The organism is Microbacterium sp. JZ70, from assembly GCF_053903225.1.
The window spans coordinates 1,247,415-1,264,491 of record NZ_CP096405.1 but is presented as its reverse complement, the minus strand read 5'-3'; the positions used below and the strand labels follow the sequence as shown (position 1 = coordinate 1,264,491).

The window sequence follows — 17,077 nt, the reverse complement described above, 5'->3', positions numbered from 1 at the left end:
GGTCAGCGCGCCGTGACGCGCACCGTGTGCCAGCCGGTCGCGCCGTCGGGGACGACCGGCGCGGCCTCCCCCGTCTGCACCTCGCCGTCCGCGCTCACGGCGCGGCAGCGGATGGTGTGCTCCCCGGGAGCGAGATCGGCCGCGGCGGACCACTGCACCCACGTGTCGTCGGAGATCGCCGTCGCGAGCTCGGCGTCCTGCCATGCGCCGTCGTCGACACTCACCTCGACGCGCGCGACCCCCGCCTGCTGCTGCCACGCGACGCCCGCGATGACGACCCGGCCCGCCGCGACAGCGCCGCTGCGCGGCACGTCGATGCGCGACTGCAGCTTGATCGGGCCGCGCTCGGACCATCCGCGATCCGTCCAGTACGCCCGCGCGCGATCGAAGCGCGTGACCTCCAGCTCGACCACCCACTTCGTCGCGGACACGTAGCCGTAGAGGCCGGGCACGACGAGCCGCGCGGGGAAGCCGTGCGCGAGCGGGAGGGGCTCGCCGTTCATCCCGACCGCGAGGATCGCGTTCCGCGCGTCGGTGAGCGCCTCGAGTGGCGTTCCCGCCGTGAAGCCGTCGACCGAGCGCGACAGCACCATGTCGGCATCGGGCTGCGGCACCGCCCGCGCGAGGAGCTCGCGCACGGGATACCCCAGCCAGACGGCGTTGCCAATCAGGTCGCCGCCGACGGGGTTCGACACGCACGCGAGCGTCGTGACCGACTCCTCGAGCGGCAGGGCCATGAGGTCGTCCCAGGTGAGCTCGTACGGATGGTCGACGAGGCCGTGGATGCGGAGCCTCCAGTCGGCGGGGGCGAGCTCGGGCACGACGAGGGCGGTGTCGATGCGGTAGAACGCGTCGTTCGGGGTGATCACGGGAGCGATCCCCTCGATGTCGAGGGACGCCGACGCGGGCACCGTCGCGCGCGTCGACGCGCGCGGCAGCACGAGGGCGTCGCGGATGGCCGCGACCGCGCTGCTCGCGACGCGGCTCGTCGTCGACGCGACCGCGGCCGCCGCACCCACGACCGCCGCGGACACGGTGAGCAGGAGGAATCGCCGTCGCGAGAGCCCGTCGCCGCGCGGGCCTCGTCGGCGCGCCGGCACCAGGACGGCGAGGGCCGCCGCGGACAGGATCCCCGCGACGGCGGACGGGACCGCGGAGAGCGCGTCGGCGTCGGCCCGCGTGAGGGCGGCCGCGACCCCGACCAGTCCGGCCGCGAGGAGGGCGACGGCGCCCCAGTGCGGCCGCGCGCGCTGCAGCAGCCCGGCGCCGGCGCCGACCGCGGCGAGCACGAGCGCGATGCCGACGAGCAGGGCGATCTTGTCGGCGGTGCCGAACAGCGCGATCGCGAGGTCCTTGGCCCACGGCGGCGCGAGATCGATGAGCGCCGCGCCGACGACCGCGGTCGGCCGCGACGCCGGAGCCCACCATGCGGCGACGAGCTCGCCGAGGCCCGCGCCGAGGATCACGGAGGCCGCGCCGGCTCCCGCCGCGCGTCGCCTCTGCCCGGCGTCCGCGGCGATATCGCCCGCCCGTGTCGTCATCGCTCTCCCGCGATCGGAGCCGAGAAGCGGCTCGCTCCCATCATCGCGCGGATGCGGGCACGGCGGGAGGGCGTCTCACGCCGGCGGGGCGGTCGACTCCCGGATGATGAGCTCGGTCCCGAGCTCGACCTTCTGCGACGCGAGGGGCTCGCCATCCGAGAGCGCGATGAGCATCTGCGTCGCGAGCGCGGCCATCTCGGCGAGCGGCTGGCGCACGGTCGTGAGCGACGGCGCGAGCCACGACGCGAGCGGCAGGTCGTCGTAGCCGACGACGGAGACGTCCTCGGGCACCCGCAGGCCGAGCTCGTGCGCCGCGCGGATGAACCCGAGTGCCTGCACGTCGGACCCCGCGAACACCGCGGTCGGCCGATCCGGGCGGCGCAGGAGCTCGAGCCCGTGCTCGTAGCCGCCCTCGACCTCGAAGGTGCCCCAGCGGACGAGCGACGGGTCGACGTCGAGCCCGATCTCGGTGTGCGCGCTGCGGAAGCCGTCGACACGGGCGCGCGAGCACAGCACGTTCTCCGGCCCCGAGATGATGGCGATGCGGCGATGCCCGAGCTCGATGAGGTGCCGCGTCGCCGCGAGGCCGCCGCTCCAGTTGTTCGACCCCACGGTGGGCACGCCGGCGGGAGTCTCGCCGTCGGTGTCGAGCACGACGAAGGGGATCGACCGGGCCATGAGCTGCCGCTGCTGCGTGTCGTCGAGGCGCGAGAGCACGAGGAGCACGCCACGCGTGCCGCGGGCCGTGATGCTGTCGATCCACTCCTGCGGCGGGCGGTGGGAGCCGCCGAGCTCGCTGAGCACGACGCCGACGCGACGCGGCGCCGCCGCCTTCTCGACGCCGACGATGATCTCCTGCGCCCACGAGCTGCCGAACTCGTGGAACACGAGGTCGAGGAGCCCCGCGGTCTTCGTGGGGGACGCCGGCCCGACGGGCTTGCGGTAGTCGTGCCGCGCGAGGGCCTCCTCGACCCGGCGACGCGTCGCGGGGGCGACGTCGCTGCGCCCGTTGAGCACGCGCGAGACCGTGGGCACCGAGACGCCGACCTCTCTGGCGATCGTCGCGATCGTCGCGCCGCCTCGTGGCATCCGCACCCTCCCCGCCGAGACTTCCGGAACATCCTATGCCCGAGGATGCCGGGGCTCGCAGGCCCCGGCACCCTCGGATCAGCGCAGCTCGACCTCGGCGTCCGAGACGCCCGCGGCCGCCGAGAGCACGCCGCGCCGCCCGGCGGCGGTCACCTCGAACTCGCCCGCGAACGCCCGCAGCGGAAGCCGCCCGTCGGCGTCGGTCCGCACGGTCGTCGGCTCGAGCCACCACTCGCCGCGGACCAGATCGCGCAGCGCGTCGTACGCGGGCTTCGGCGAGCCGTCGCGGCGGATGAGGCCGCTCGGCGCGTTCAGCCACGCCGTGGCGTCGTCGAAGCCCCAGTAGGTGATGGCCGCGACCGACGGATGCTCGACGAGCGTGCGGTAGTGCCGCACGATCTCGTCGGCCTGCCGCTCCTCCCCTTCCGGGGTCGATGGCCAGTCCTCGACGACGTAGTCGTTGAGGTCGTCGATGTGCTTCGGCATGAGGTCGCCCGAGACGAGGGACGTCTCGGTCCAGTGCAGGGGCAGCCCGAAGCGCGCGAAGCGCTCGCAGATGGCGTGCACCTGCTCCTCGCCGCGGAAGCCCTGGTGCATGTGCGACTGCAGGCCGATCGCGTCGATGCGCACGCCCGCGTCGAGCACCTCCTCGATGAGCCGCTCGTAGTCGGGCCCGAGATCGAAGTCGTTGAGGACGAGCACCGCTTCGGGGTTGACCGCGCGCGCCTCGTCGACGGCCATCCGGATGAACTCCACGCGTCCGTGCTTCTCGCACAGGCGCGTGATGGCGTTGCGGATGCCGTCGGGCTCGTTCTCGAAGCGGGGCATGATCACGGCCTCGTTGACGACGTCCCACGTGTCGACGAGCCCCGCGAACGCGCTCACCTCGCGGCGGATGCGGCCGCGCAGGGCCGCCTCGGCCTCATCCAGCGGGAGGGCGTCGACCCAGGGCGCCTTGACCGTGTGCCAGACGAGCGGATGGCCCTTGAGCCGCACCCCGTGCCCGCTCAGCGCGCGCGCCTGCCGCGTCAGCTCGGCCTCCTTCGTCTGCCCGGGCTCCGGCTCGTAGCGCCCCCAGTAGAACTGCAGGGTCGCCGTGTCGAACAGGTCGAGCCAGCGCGCGAGCGGCCCCTCCCCCGGCACACCGGGCGCCGTGCATCCGAACCCGATCTCGTGGCGCAGCTGCGCCACGGTCACGTCGTGCTCGCGGAGGGGCTCCCCGTCGGCGCCGCGCACGAGCACGCTCGCGTCCACCTCGCGGTGGCGGTATCGGGAGGAGGTGAGGACATCGGTCATCGGGTGAATCTCGCTTTCACATCGGCTTCGACAGGACGGGAGACGCTGCGCAGGAGGAGCGCGAAGGCCCACGCGCACAGCAGGAGGACGGCTTCGGACGCGAGCGCCACGACCGCGGCCGCGACGATCGCGAGCGACGCGAACCCGAGGGTGGCGCGCCACTGGGAGAAGAGCTCGGCCGCCGCGATCCGGAGGGCGTCGCGCGTGCGGAACGAGAAGTACGCGGTCACGACGAGCAGGTGCCCCGACCAGAGCGCGAGCACCGCGAGCAGCACGATCGCGACCGGACGCAGCACGGCGCCGCCGGGCGCGGCATCCGCTCCGGTCGCGTTCACGACCAGGATCGCGGCCGCCGCGAGGACGGGCGCCCACCAGAGCGCGACGTCCTTCGCGTTCCGCGCGAGCCCGCGCCACAGGGCGCGCGCGGGGCGGAGGTCGGGCGCCTCCGCCCACGCGCGCTGCGCGTAGAGCGCCGCCGAGAGAGCCGGCGCGACCGGGAGGAGCGCCACGACGTAGAGCGCCGGCGAGACGCCGTCGGCGAGGCCGAGCGCCATCCACGCGAGCAGGGTCGGCGCGCCCATCAGCGCGAGGAACGCCGCGAGGACGATCCAGCGGTACACGACGGCCGTGGCCCGGGAGAGGACCCCGGTGCCCACCTCGTCGACGAGCTCGGCGGCCATCCGTCAGCCCTTCACCGAGCCGAGCATGACGCCCGAGACGAAGTAGCGCTGCACGAACGGGTACACGCAGAGGATCGGGATGACCGTGAGGATCATCGTGACCGACTGGATGTTCGCGTTGAGGTCGGCCGCGGTGCTGCCCACGGCCGCGCTCTCGCTCGCGGTCGTGGAGGCGCCCGCGATGAGGTTCCGCAGGAACAGCGTGACCGGGAAGAGCTCGTTCTTGTCGAGATACAGGAACGCGCTGAACCAGTCGTTCCAGAACGCGACCGAGTAGAACAGGATCATCGTCGCGATCACGGCCTTCGACAGCGGCAGGACGATGCGCGTGAAGATCCCGAACCATCCGAGCCCGTCGATCTGAGCGGCCTCCTCGAGCTCGTGCGGGAGGTTCTCGAAGAACGACTTCATCACGAGCAGGTTGAACACCGAGATCGCGCCGGGGAGCACGATCGCCCACATCGTGTTCTTCATGCCGAGTGACGAGATGAGCACGTAGTTCGGCACGAGGCCGCCGTTGAAGAACATCGTGAACACGGCGATGCCGATGAGCAGACGGCGCCCGCGGAGGTGGTGCTTCGAGAGGACGTACGCGTACGACGTCGTCAGGGCCATCGCGATCGCCGTGCCGACGACCGTGTAGAGCACGGTGTTGCCGTAGTTGCGCCAGAACATCCCGTTGCCGATCACGGCCGCGTAGGTGTCGACGTTGAAGTCGACGGGCCAGAAGCTCACCTGCCCGGCCTTGATCGCGCCCGACGAGCTGAACGACTGCGCGAGCACCGTGATGAACGGATAGAGCATCGCGAGGCACACGAGGATGAGCAGGCCCGTGTTCACGACCGTGAACACGCGGTACCCGACGGAGTCGCGATTGCCGACAGTGCGGGACGGTGCCCGCTGAGCAAGAGTCACCACAGGCTCGTTCCCACCATTCGCCGGGACAGGTAGTTCGCGCCGAGGACCATCACGAGGCCGATGAGGGCCTGGAAGAGTCCGATCGCGGCGGCGTAGCTGAGGTTGTTCGACACGAGGCCGACGCGGTACAGGTACGTCGAGATGACGTCTCCCGTCGAGTACGTCAGCGGGTTGTAGAGGAGCAGCACCTTCTCGAACCCGACGTTGAGGAACGACCCGATGTTGAGGATGAGCAGCGTGATCATCGTCGGCCGGATGCCCGGGAGCGTCACGTGCCAGATCTGCTGCAGCCGGTTGGCGCCGTCGATGCGCGCGGCCTCGTAGAGCGACTCGTCGATCGTCGTGAGGGCCGCGAGGTAGAGGATGGTCCCCCATCCGACGGTCTGCCACGCCTCGGACCCGACGTAGACGGCGCGGAACCACTCCGGCCGCTGCAGGAACGGGATGGCCTCGCCGCCCATCGCGGTGATGATCTGGTTGACCGTGCCCTGCAGCGACAGCAGCTGCATGACCATGCCGACGACGATCACGACCGACAGGAAGTGCGGCAGGTACGAGATCGACTGCACGACGCGCTTGAACGCGCGCTTGCGCACCTCGTTGAGCATGAGGGCGAGGATGATCGGCAGCGGGAAGCACACGAGGAGGGTGAGGCCGCCGAGGATGGCCGTGTTCGCGAACACCTGCCAGAAGGCCGGGTCCTTGATGAACATCTCGACGTAGCGGAAGCCGACCCACTCCTCGCCGAGGATGCTCCCGCCGGGGCGGAACCGGCGGAACGCGATGACGTTGCCGATCATGGGGCCGTAGCGGAAGATCGCGAAGAAGATCAGGGGCAGCAGGGCGAGGGCGTAGAGCTGCCAGTCCCGCCGCAGCGCGGTGCGCCAGGGCGTCCGGCCGCGTCGCCCAGCGCGGCCGCGGGGCCCGCCCGCGGTCGTGATCACGCGAGTCGTCGTCGCGCCCGGCGGAGCGGAGGACGGGTCTGCGGCGAGCGCCGCACCCGTGGTCGTGGAGGTCATGTCGTCATCCCTTCGACGGGTTCCGGGTCGCCGCCGCGCGCGCGGCGGCGACCCGGAGTGCGTCAGCCGTTCTGCTCCGCGAAGCGCTCGCGCGCGCCGTCGATGAGATCGACATAGGTCTGCAGGCCGGCGGCCTCCAGCTCCGCGACGTACGCGTCCCATTCGGAGAGGTCGCGGTCTCCGAGGATGAACTGCAGCGTCGCGGTGCGGACCGCGTCAGAGAGCGGCGTCGACAGGAGCGACGCCTGCTCGAGCTCGGCCTCGTCGAGCGGGGCGGGCGGGTTCGGGTCGCGCGGTGTCCGCGTCGACAGGACGGTGTCGATGTACTCGACGAACTGCGGTGCGTTGTACGACTCCTTGAGCTCTCGCGACTCGGTCGATCCCGCGAGCACATCGTTGCCCCATCCGAGATCCTTCTTGATGTCGGTCGCGCCGTCGGGGTTGATGTTGAAGTCGTCGTACGAGAACTCGGGCTTCAGGGTGATCGTGCCGTCGGCCGCCTTGTCGTAGGTCTCTCCCTCGACACCCCAGCGGAGCAGCTCGCGCGCCTCCGGGTTGTAGTAGAGCCAGTCGAGGAACTGCAGCGTCGCGATGAAGTTCGGCGACTCCGCGATGTCGGCGCTCAGCATGAACCCGTTCCAGAAGTTGCGCGGCTCGACGAGCATGCCCGCCTCTCCGCCCGGGGGCGCGAGCTGGACCAGCTCGTAGTCGGTCACGCCGGCCGCGTCGAGGGCCGCCGCGAACTCGTTCACCGTGCCGTTCGAGCCGGAGGCGGCGAAGACCTGGTTGTTCGCGATCTTCTCCGCGACGTTCGCCGCGCCGCCGCCCGCATCGGCCGCCGTGAACGACTCGGTGTCGAGCAGGTCGGCCTCGACGAGCCCGTGGAAGTACTCGACCATCGAGCGGTAGCCCTCGGACGTGCCGGCGTACTCGAGCTCGCCCTTCTCCTCGTTCCAGATCGTGCCGTCGCCGAAGCCCCATCCGGCCTGCGTGCCGAACGCGTGAGCCGCGTAGTTGAGCATCGACTGGCCCTCGAAGCCGTCGGCCAGGGGCTTCGAGTCGGGGTACTTCTCCTTGATGAGCTCGAGGCCCGTGCGGAGGTCCTCCCAGGTCTCGGGCGCCGGAGCGCCGACCTCGTCGAACACGTCCTTGCGGATGATGAGCGTGAAGACCGGGACCGAGACCTCCTGCAGGCCCGGCAGCATGTAGTACTTGCCGTCGGACTGCTTGAGCCGCTCGACCATCGCGCCGAGGTCCCACTCCTCGACGTACTTCTGGAAGTTCGGCATGTACTCGACGTAGTCGCTGATGGGGAGGACGGCGCCCGACGAGACGAACGGCTCCTCCTCGCCCGTGTAGACGAGCGGGATGACCGTGGGGGCGTCGCCGGCCGAGATGAGCAGGCTGCGCTTCTCGGTCGCATCGCTGAAGGGGATGTGGGTGAGGTCGATCGAGACGCCTGTCCGCTCCTCGATGACGTCGAAGATCTGCCAGTCGTCGGTGACCGGCACCTCGGGCCAGTCGGTCCAGAGCATCGAGAGGTCGAAGGGCTCCGTCGCCGTGAACTGCTCGTCGGCGGCGAAGTCCTCCATCGCCCCGACCGACTGCGCATCGACATCGACTTCGGCGGCGTCTCCGCCCTCTGCCGTGCAGGCGCTCGTCGCGACGAGGCCGGCCACCACCCCCGCTGCTGCGACTGCGCGGACCCACGTTGTCCGGCGCGTGGAACGAACCATGATTCTCCTCTTCGAGATCGGCTGCTGTGCTCGCGGCTCCGAAACTTTCGGAAGCGACTTCGAGACTTTCTGAAGAGTAGGGCGGGCCCGAAACGTTGTCAATAGCCACAATTAGCGCAAGGGACGAGCCTGCCTCGAGCATCCGGCGTGACCCAGGCGTCGACAGTGTCCGCGGTCCGCGCGAGACTGCTCGCGTGACCTCAGACGGCTATGCGTCCGACTTCCTCGACATCGATCTCCCCCTTCCCGCGCCCGACCCGGCTCGCGCCATCCGTGAGCTGACCTATCCGCGGTTCTCCGTCCTCCTCGACACCGATCGCCGGCTGGCGGCGGTCACCGCCGTGAACATCGACGGCGCTCAGCTGCAGGATCTGCGCCGCAGCGGCGAGTGGCGCCTCGATCCGCGCGTGCCCGAGCGTGAGCAGACCGGGCCCGCGGTGTATGCCGGCAACGACCTCGATCGCGGGCACCTCGTCCGCCGCCGAGACCCGGGCTGGGGCTCGGTGAACGACGCGCGCGCCGCGATGGAGGCGACGTTCTTCTACACGAACGCCGCGCCCCAGGCCGCGGGCTTCAACCAGTCGAAGGAGCTCTGGCTCGGCCTCGAGGACCACGTTCTCGCGTACGCCGAGACGACCGATCAGCGGCTTTCGGTCTTCACCGCCCCGGTGCTCGACGGCGACGACCCGCCCTATCGCGGCATCCGGGTGCCGCTGCGCTTCTGGAAGATCGCCGCGTGGCGCACGGACAGCGGGCTCGCGGCGACCGGTTTCGTGCTCGACCAGACCGACCTCGTCGACACGAGCGGGGGCCGGTTCGCGACGCCGCCGCTCGGCGCGTTCCGCACGTTCCAGGTGCCGATCGCCGACATCGCCGAGCTCGCGGAGCTCGACCTCGGGCTGCTGCAGACCGCCGACGTGCTCGATCGCCCCGAGGTGCGGGCGAGCGGATGGCGCGCGCTGAGCTCGCGGGAGGACGTCATCGTGTGAGGGTGCGCTCAGCGGAGCGCTTGCACCGCCTCCGCGATTCCCTCGACCGCTTCGGCGATCGTCCGCAGGTCGGTCGCGAACGAGATCCGGAAGAACGGCGACTGGCCATATGCCGACCCCTGGATCACCGCGACGCCCGCCCGGTCGAGCAGGTACAGGGTGACGTCCTGGTCGTCGGACAGGATGCGTCCGTCCGGTGCGGTGCGGCCGATGATCCCGGCGCAGTCGACGTAGAGGTAGAACGCACCGTCCGGGACGACGGGAAGGAGACCGTCGATCGCCCCGATGCCCGCCACGGCGGCGTCGCGGCGCTCGGCGTAGCGGGGAACCGAATCGGCGATGAAGTCCTGCGGCCCTTCGAGCGCGGCGGCCGCAGCCGCCTGGCTGATCGACGACGGGCAGGAGGACGTCTGCGACTGGAGCGTGTTGATCGCGCCGATGAGGGCGGGATCGCCGGCCGCGTAGCCCAGACGCCACCCGGTCATCGCGTACGACTTGGAGACGCCCGACACGACCAGCACGCGGTGCCGCAGATCGGGGGCGACGGCCGCGAGGCTGGGCGCGGGCGCCCCCGTGAACGAGATCTCGCTGTAGATCTCGTCGGAGAGTACGGACACCGCGGGATGACGGCGGAGCACGTCGGCGAGCGCGGCGAGCTCCTGCTCGGTGTAGATCGCGCCGCTCGGATTGCCGGGGCTGTTCAGGATGACCCAGGTCGTGCGAGCGGTGATCGCCGATTCGAGCGCGTCCGCGGTGAGCTTGTACCCGTCCTCCGCCGAGGTCGGCACGATGACCGGCGTGCCGTCGTTCGCGCGGACCATGTCGGGGTAGGAGACCCAGTAGGGAGCGGGGATCAGCACCTCGTCGCCGGCGTCGAGCGTCGCCATCAGCGCGAGGAAGATGACCTGCTTCCCTCCCCCGCCGACGGTGATCTCGGCGTCCGCGTACTCGATGCCGTGCGTGCGCCGCAGTGATCCTCGGATCGCCTCACGCAGGCGAGGCGTCCCGTTCACGGCGGTGTACTTCGTCTCGCCCGCCTCGATCGCGGCGATCGCGGCCTGCTTCACGTGCTCCGGAGTGTCGAAGTCCGGTTCGCCGACCGTGAGATCGAGGATCCGGCGCCCCTCAGCCTTGAGCGCACGCACGCGCGCTGCCGCCGCCGTGCTCGGCGAGGGCTTGATGCGTTCGAGGCGCGCCGCTGCCCGGAACGACGAGGCCGCGGCGGCGCTCACGGTGCGACCACGATATCGGTCGTGAGCCCCTTGGCCTTCAGCACCTCGGCGAGGTTGCACAGCTCGATCGTCGTGCCTCCGGCCCAGTACTTCTCGATCAGGGACGCCTCGTGCGCATCGCGCGCCGCCGACAGCTCCGCCGCCTCTCGGACCTCCTCGCGGCGGACGACGACGACGCCGTCGGCGTCGCCCTTGACGACGTCGCCCGGACGGATGAGCTCGCCGCCGAACACGACAGGCTGGTTCAGGGCGCCGAGGGTCTCCTTCACGGTGCCCTTGATCGACACGCTGCCCGAGAACACGGGCAGTCCGAGCTCGCGAAGCTCTCGCGTGTCGCGCACGCCGGCGTCCGTGACGAGCGCGGCGATCCCCTTCGCCTTGCAGGCGTTGCCCAGCACGTCTCCGAACATCCCCGCTTCGGCGTACTCGCCCGCAGAGACGATGAGGACGTCTCCCGGCTGCGCGTAGTGGATCGCGACCTGCAGCATGAGGTTGTCGCGCGGGGCGCACACGACGGTGAAAGCCGAGCCGACGAAGGAGGTGTCCGGATCGATCGGCTTGATCCGCGCGTCCAGCGCGCCGCGCCGCCCCTGCGCTTCGTGGATGGTGGCCGCGCTGAACTGGCCGAGCCGCTCGACGTCGGACGCCTCGGCCCGCTCGATCCTCGTGGTGACGTGAACCATGTCGCTGTCCTTACTCCGCGTCCTGTTCGCGGCGATCGAAGGTGAGGCCTCCCGGCACCTGGAAGGTCGGCATGAGCTCGAGAAGGCCGACGTTGACGTGCGACGGCGCGTCGACCGCGAACTCGATGGCGGCGACGACGTCGTCGACCGTGAGCGACTCGTAGCCCTCGTAGTAGGTCGCCCACGCCTCCGCGTCCGTCTCCGGCGTGCCGCCGAGGTTGCGCGAGAAGATCTCGGTCTCGATGCGGCCGGGGCTGAGCTCGGTCACCCGCACGCGGCGACCGAGCGCGTCATTGCGGAGCTGACGCGAGAGCTGATGCACGGCGGCCTTGGTCGCGTGATAGGCGGTGTGGCCGAAGAAGTTGTAGTGCCCCGCGATCGAGGAGATGTTGAGGACGTGGCCGCGGTCGCGCTCGACCATCTCGGGGAAGAGCAGACGCAGGATCTGCATCACCGCCGTGAGGTTCACCTCGATGAGGTCGTCCAGATCCTCGGCCGACGCGCTCAGGATGTTCCCCGGTCGGCTCACGCCCGCGCTGTTGAGCACGATGTCGGCCTCGATCCCGGCGAGCGCGCGCGTGAGCGCCGCGGTGTCCCGGACGTCGAGCGCGTGGGTGATCACCCCCTTCTCGGCAAGCGCCTCGAGTCGCGACTCGTCGCGCGCGACGGCGTGCACGGTCAGCCCCTTCGCGAGGAAGAGGTCGATCGCGCCACGGCCGACGCCGCTGGTCGCACCGGTGACGAGCGCGACGCGGTAGTCGGAGAAAGTCATGAGAGAGTCCTTCCGGTGGTGGCGGTTGAGAGCGCGTCCAGCGCCGAGAACACGGACTGGACGCGAAGACGGAGGGATTCCAGCTCGACGCGCTCGGCGCGTGCCCTCGCCGCCGCGCCCGACGCCGGCATCCTGCGGAATCGCACACGCTGGCCCGGCCGCACCTGGGCGAGCAGGTCGAGCGATCCGGGCGTCACAACCGCGAGCACGGGATAGCCGGCGGTGACGCCGCGCCCCCGATGGAGGACGAGGAGCTCGTCCCCGGGCGGCACCTCGACGGCGCCGACGGGCACGCCGCGCGAGAGCACCTCGCCCCCGGTCGCGCGCTCGGGGAGGGGGCCGATCATCCGGAGTCCGATGTGGTTGCTCGTCGGCGTGACGAGATAGGGCTGATCGAACAGGCGCCCCGCGGTGCCCGCGAAATCCGCGATGTCCGGGCCATCCGTGACGTCGATGACGAATCCCGTCGGCAGGCGCGGCACGTCGAGGCAGTACAGCTCGGCGGCGAAATGCTGGTTGAAGATCACCGGCGTCGACCGCCGGACGGCGATCGCCTGCCCCGCCGCGACCCGCCCGCCGAATCCGAGAACCGAGTCGGGCGCGCAGCTGCCGAGCAGTCGCGGGACGTCGAAAGACCCGCGGACTGCGACGTACGCGCGCAGCCCGCCCTGGAGGTCGCGCAGGGCGACCGTCTCACCCGCGCGGACGGAGACGGGCTGGTTCGAGGGTCGGCCGACGCCGTCCACCGTGAGGTGCCCGTCGGCGCCCGTGACCGCGAGGAGGATATCGACATCGGGCACGAACTCGACGTCGAGCGCGGTGAGCTCCAGGAGCGGCTCGTCATCGGAGTTGCCGACGAGGATGTTGGCGATGCGAGCCGACCTCTGGTCGAGCGCGCCGTTGACCGGAACGCCGTAGCGAGGGCCACGACGGCGGCCGAGGTCGGTCACCTGGGTCGAGCCCGCCTCGATGAACGTCAGCGCTCCCGCACTCATCGCGCCTCCATGCGCGTGCCGAGCAGCGATGCGTACTCATCCGCATCGATCGGCCGGAAGCGGATCACGTCTCCCGGCTCGTAGGGCACGAACGGCTCGGCGTCGAGGTCGAGAACCGTCAGCGGCGTCCTCCCGATGAGCGGCCACCCGCCCGGGGCCGCAGCGGGCGTGATCGTCGCCTGGCGTCCTGCGACCGAGACCACTCCCTGAGGCACGTGGGATCGCGGGCTCGCGAGACGGGGCACCGGGCGTGGGAACGGAGGCCCGTCGAGCATCGGCGATCCCCCCGGCGCTCCCAGGCAGCGCACGACATAGGCGGGCTCGCTGTGGAGGCGGACCACCTCGTCCACGCTCAGGCCCTGCGCATCGGCGACGTCGCGGAGGTCGAGCTCGCCCGCGAGGTCGTACAGCACCGGCACGTCGAACTCGCGCGGCCTCTGACTGAGCGGTCGGTCGACGTCGATCTGCTCGGCCGCCTGAGCGAGATAGTCGCGCAGCGCGTCGAGGGAGACGTCGATCGGGTCGATCTCGACGAGCACCGCGTCGTAGGTCGGGATGACGCACGCGACGCCGGGGACGCGCGAGGCGTCGAGGAAGCGCGCGAGATGGTGGACGAGCCGCCAGCCTGCCTCGCGGTCTGGCAGAGCGCTCGCGACGCGGAGAGCGGATGTCCCGCTCGGCGAGATCACCACGAGCGGATTCGTCACGACGCCTCCAGCCAGTCCGCGAGCGGGGCGATCTCGACGCCGGCGGCCTCGAGGCCGCGGCGGATCTCCTGCGCGAGCGCGACCGCTCCCGCGGTGTCGCCGTGGACGAGCACTGTGTCGCACGCGACGGGGATGAGCACGCCGTTGCGGCTCTCGATGACGCCGTCGACGACCATCCGCACGGTGCGGCGGCGGATCTCCTCTGCGTCGTGGATCACCGCGCCGGGCTCGCTGCGCCGCACGAGCGTGCCGTCATCCTCGTATGCGCGGTCGGCGATCCCGACGATGCCCACGCGCAGCCCCGCCGCACGCGCCGCGTCGGCGAGCATGCCGTCCTGCGCGAGGATGATGAGCTCGGGGTCGAGGCGCCGCGCGGCCGCCGTGACGGCGTCGGCGTAGTCCTCACGCACCGCGACGAGGTTGCCGAGGCGACCGTGGGGCGCGACGTGGGCGACCCGTGCGCCGTGGAACGCGGCGAACGCCTGCAGGGCGCCGATCTGGTAGAGCACGTCGGCACGCACCTCGTCGGCTGTCAGCCCCATGTCACGGCGCCCGAACCCCTGCCGGTCGGGGAAGGAGGGATGCGCCCCGATGCCGACCCCGCGCTGGACGCAGGAGCGCACGGTCTCGTCCATGATCTGCGGGTCGCCGGCGTGGAAGCCGCAGGCGATGTTCGCCGACGTGAGGATGTCGAGGAGAGCGGCATCGTCGCCCATCCGCCAGGCGCCGAAGCCCTCGCCGAGATCTGCGACCAGATCGATCCTCCGGGTCATCGTCAGCTCCTCTCCTCTTCGATCCGCTGGCGTGCCCAGGCTAGAACCGTGGAAATCCGATGCGAAGGGAATGTGCGATCCTTGTGCCGCAATCGCCGCACTGTCCCTGTCAACTCAAGGAGGATGACCCAAGACATGGCACATTCATTGCCATGATCCCTGCCTCGCGCCGCACCCGATCGTGCCGGTCTCGGATACCATCGACCCATGGTCATCCCCGCCCGTCGCATCCAGCGTCGCGTCACTCTGACCGAGATCGCCGAGGCGTGCGGGGTCGCGCCCTCCACGGTGTCGCGCGCGTTCTCGAACCCGAATCGGGTGAGCGCCGAGATGTACGAGCGCATCACCGCGAAGGCGCGGGAGATGGGCTACACGTCGGCGCTTCTTCCCGCCGCGGACAACAGGATGGCGCGAGGGACGATCGCCCTCGTCCTCCCGAACCTCACCAACCCCTTCAACCTCGACGTGACGCGCGGAGCGCAGGCGCAGATCCGCGCCGCGAGCTACCTCCATCTCCTCGTCAGCACCGAGGAGTCGCTGCCCATGGAGGAGCAGTGGCTGCGCGAGATGGCGCGGACGGTGGACGGGATCGTCGTCTCCTCCCCGCGGATCGACGACGACGCGCTTCGCGCCGTCGCCCAGATCACGCCCACGGTCATGATCAACCGCGCGGCACCGGGCCTCTCCGGCGTCGTCATCGACACCCCGGCGGGGCTCGGTCAGGCGGTGCACTACCTCAACTCGCTGGGCCACGATCGCATCGCCTATGTGCGCGGTCCCCACGGGTCCTGGACCGACGAGATCCGCTTCGAGGCGATCTCCGCCGCGGCCGCGGAACGGGAGGTCGAGCTCGTGGTCGTGGGCCGCTACCAGCCGACGCTCGCGAACGGAGCGGCGGCCGCCGATGCCGTCGTCCTCACCGGCGCCACCGCGTGCATCTTCTTCAACGACGTGCTCGCCATCGGCGCGCTCGATCGCCTGCACCGCCTGGGTGTGTCGGTTCCCGAGGATCTCAGCATCGTCGGCTGCGACGACATCTTCGGCTCCTCGTTCTCCCATCCGCCGCTGACGACCGTGACCTCCCCCGGCGAGAGCGCGGGTCGGGCGGCCGTCGACATGCTCATCGGCCGCCTCTCCACTCGGGATCGGTCCGATCGCGTCGACCACATCTCGGCGCATCTCACCGTGCGCGCGTCGACCGGCCCCCGACAGCGCGACTGACCCCTCAGCCCAGAGCGGGCTGAGGGGTCGGTCGCATCCGGGCCCTACGAGACGGACCGCGGGAGCACGATCGCGGCCGTGACGACCTCCTTCTCGCGCTCGCTCTGCTGCAGGTCGTCGATCTCGTCGAGGGTATGGCCACGCGTCTCCTTGGCCGTCGCCGCGGAGATCGTCGCGACGAGCATCAGGCCGATCGCGAGCAGGGCCGGCCCCACCCATCCGGTCAGGTCCGCCCCCGCAAGCGCCGTCGACGCGACGGGGCCGATGGCGCCGGCGATCGCGAAGCCGATCTGCGTCCCGGCCGCGAGGCCCGACACCCGAACACGGTGCGGGAACATCTCGGCGAAGAAGGCGGGCCACGCCGCATTCGCGGTCGAGTAGAAGAGGCCGTTGCAGAGGATGCCGAGCACGAAGATCAGGGGCCAGTTGCCCTGCGTGATCGCCCACAGGTAGGGGGCGGTCGTGATGCCGGCCCCGACCGCGCCGATGATGAAGACGGTGCGCCGTCCGATGCGGTCGGCGAGCAGGCCGGCCAGAGGGGTGTACAGGATGGCGAGGAAGCTCGCGCAGACCGGCACCCACAGCATCGTGGGCTTGTCGAGTTCGTAGCCGACCGTCGCGAAGGAGACCGAGAAGGAGGCGAAGAGGTAGCTGACGCCCGCGATCATCGCGCAGGCCGCGATGCGGATGATGGTGACCCAGTGGAATCGCGTCGCCTGGGTGAGGGGGGAGAGCTGGACCTTGATCGCCTGCGTCTCGAGGAATGCGGGCGGCTCCTCGAGGCTGCGGCGGATGATGTAGGCGACGACCACGACGACCGCCGACAGCCAGAACGGGACGCGCCACGCCCACGCCAGCAGCTGCTCCTGCGGAAGGGCCGCGAACGGGATGAACACGGCGGTCGCCAGCAGCCCACCGGACGCGGACCCGCTCGTCACGAAGCTCGTGGTGAACGCCCGACGGCGTTCGGGCGCGTGCTCGAGGCTCATCGTGATCGCGCTCGCCTGCTCGCCGGACACCGAGAGCCCCTGGAGGATGCGGATGACCGTCAGGAGGATCGGCGCGAGCACTCCGATCTGCTCGTACGTGGGCAGGCATCCGATCAGGAACGTGCACGCGCCGATCCCGAACAGCGTGATCATCATCACGAACTTCCGCCCGAAGCGGTCGCCGATGGGGCCGAGGATGAAGGCACCGAGCGGACGCACCACGAATCCGATCGCGAACGTGGCCATGCTCAGCAGCACCTTGATGCCATCCGGCAGGTCCTCGGGGAAGAAGAGGACATTCAGAACCAGCGCTGCGGCCGTTCCGTAGACCGCGAAGTCGTAGTGCTCGAGGGTCGTGCCGACCCAGGACGCGATCGCGGCCTTCGCCGGCGTCTTCCTGTGTGATGCAGTGTTCGTCATTTCGCCTCCATCGGCGG

16 protein-coding genes are annotated in these 17,077 nt (G+C 70.7%); 2 read left to right on the top strand and 14 right to left on the bottom strand.

All coding sequences use genetic code 11. The features are described 5' to 3' along the window. Positions 1-2 precede the first annotated feature (2 nt). The 7 genes from M1D46_RS05650 to M1D46_RS05620 form a co-directional block, all read right to left on the bottom strand. Positions 3-1,541: a molybdopterin-dependent oxidoreductase gene (locus M1D46_RS05650; RefSeq protein WP_456286893.1), complete on the bottom strand. Its 1,539-nt coding sequence runs from the start codon at positions 1,539-1,541 to the stop codon at positions 3-5. 75 nt (positions 1,542-1,616) lie between these two features. Further along, positions 1,617-2,630, bottom strand: coding sequence for a LacI family DNA-binding transcriptional regulator (locus tag M1D46_RS05645; RefSeq protein ID WP_456286892.1), 1,014 nt, complete (start codon positions 2,628-2,630; stop codon positions 1,617-1,619). 78 nt (positions 2,631-2,708) lie between these two features. After that, positions 2,709-3,926, bottom strand: a complete 1,218-nt coding sequence (locus M1D46_RS05640; protein WP_456284653.1) for an endo-1,4-beta-xylanase — start codon at positions 3,924-3,926, stop codon at positions 2,709-2,711. Beyond that, positions 3,923-4,606 carry a hypothetical protein gene (locus tag M1D46_RS05635; protein ID WP_456286891.1) on the bottom strand — a complete coding sequence of 228 codons (684 nt, stop codon included), beginning with the start codon at positions 4,604-4,606 and terminating at the stop codon, positions 3,923-3,925. The genes M1D46_RS05640 and M1D46_RS05635 overlap by 4 nt, the downstream gene beginning before the upstream one ends. A 3-nt stretch (positions 4,607-4,609) precedes the next feature. Continuing rightward, the gene (locus M1D46_RS05630; RefSeq protein WP_416383275.1) at positions 4,610-5,524 is read right to left on the bottom strand and encodes a carbohydrate ABC transporter permease; all 915 of its coding nucleotides are present in this window, start codon (positions 5,522-5,524) and stop codon (positions 4,610-4,612) included. Further along, on the bottom strand, positions 5,518-6,543 hold the full coding sequence (locus tag M1D46_RS05625) for an ABC transporter permease (protein WP_324012464.1): 1,026 nt from the start codon (positions 6,541-6,543) through the stop codon (positions 5,518-5,520). Before M1D46_RS05625 ends, M1D46_RS05630 begins: the two co-directional genes overlap by 7 nt. Before the next feature lie 62 nt (positions 6,544-6,605). After that, positions 6,606-8,279, bottom strand: a complete 1,674-nt coding sequence (locus M1D46_RS05620) for an ABC transporter substrate-binding protein (RefSeq protein WP_456286890.1) — start codon at positions 8,277-8,279, stop codon at positions 6,606-6,608. Positions 8,280-8,473: 194 nt separating this feature from the next. On the opposite strand from M1D46_RS05620, the gene M1D46_RS05615 reads away from it, so the two are divergent. Then, entirely contained in the window at positions 8,474-9,268 is a 795-nt protein-coding gene (locus tag M1D46_RS05615) for a DNA/RNA non-specific endonuclease (protein WP_456286889.1), read from the top strand. Positions 9,269-9,276: 8 nt separating this feature from the next. Here M1D46_RS05615 and M1D46_RS05610 read toward each other — a convergent pair whose 3' ends face one another. Genes M1D46_RS05610 through M1D46_RS05585 form a run of 6 tightly spaced genes read right to left on the bottom strand, consistent with a single transcriptional unit; the run spans position 9,277 to position 14,430 of the window. After that, on the bottom strand, positions 9,277-10,500 hold the full coding sequence (locus M1D46_RS05610; protein ID WP_456286888.1) for an aspartate transaminase: 1,224 nt from the start codon (positions 10,498-10,500) through the stop codon (positions 9,277-9,279). Then, a complete protein-coding gene (locus tag M1D46_RS05605; protein ID WP_456286887.1) occupies positions 10,497-11,183 on the bottom strand; it encodes a 4-carboxy-4-hydroxy-2-oxoadipate aldolase/oxaloacetate decarboxylase in 687 nt (228 codons plus the stop codon). The genes M1D46_RS05610 and M1D46_RS05605 overlap by 4 nt, the downstream gene beginning before the upstream one ends. A gap of 10 nt (positions 11,184-11,193) precedes the next feature. Then, positions 11,194-11,955 (bottom strand): SDR family oxidoreductase, encoded by a 762-nt coding sequence (locus tag M1D46_RS05600; protein WP_456286886.1) that lies wholly within the window; start codon positions 11,953-11,955, stop codon positions 11,194-11,196. Then, positions 11,952-12,950: a 5-oxoprolinase subunit C family protein gene (locus tag M1D46_RS05595; RefSeq protein WP_456286885.1), complete on the bottom strand. Its 999-nt coding sequence runs from the start codon at positions 12,948-12,950 to the stop codon at positions 11,952-11,954. The genes M1D46_RS05600 and M1D46_RS05595 overlap by 4 nt, the downstream gene beginning before the upstream one ends. Continuing rightward, entirely contained in the window at positions 12,947-13,657 is a 711-nt protein-coding gene (locus M1D46_RS05590) for a 5-oxoprolinase subunit B family protein (protein WP_456286884.1), read from the bottom strand. Before M1D46_RS05590 ends, M1D46_RS05595 begins: the two co-directional genes overlap by 4 nt. Beyond that, complete coding sequence (locus M1D46_RS05585; RefSeq protein ID WP_456286883.1) at positions 13,654-14,430, bottom strand: LamB/YcsF family protein; 777 nt, start codon at positions 14,428-14,430, stop codon at positions 13,654-13,656. Before M1D46_RS05585 ends, M1D46_RS05590 begins: the two co-directional genes overlap by 4 nt. A gap of 207 nt (positions 14,431-14,637) precedes the next feature. Here M1D46_RS05585 and M1D46_RS05580 point away from each other — a divergent pair, with 207 nt between their 5' ends. After that, complete coding sequence (locus tag M1D46_RS05580) at positions 14,638-15,651, top strand: LacI family DNA-binding transcriptional regulator (protein ID WP_271173124.1); 1,014 nt, start codon at positions 14,638-14,640, stop codon at positions 15,649-15,651. Positions 15,652-15,695: 44 nt separating this feature from the next. Here M1D46_RS05580 and M1D46_RS05575 read toward each other — a convergent pair whose 3' ends face one another. After that, positions 15,696-17,060, bottom strand: coding sequence for an MFS transporter (locus tag M1D46_RS05575; RefSeq protein WP_456286882.1), 1,365 nt, complete (start codon positions 17,058-17,060; stop codon positions 15,696-15,698). Between the last annotated feature and the right edge of the window lie 17 nt (positions 17,061-17,077).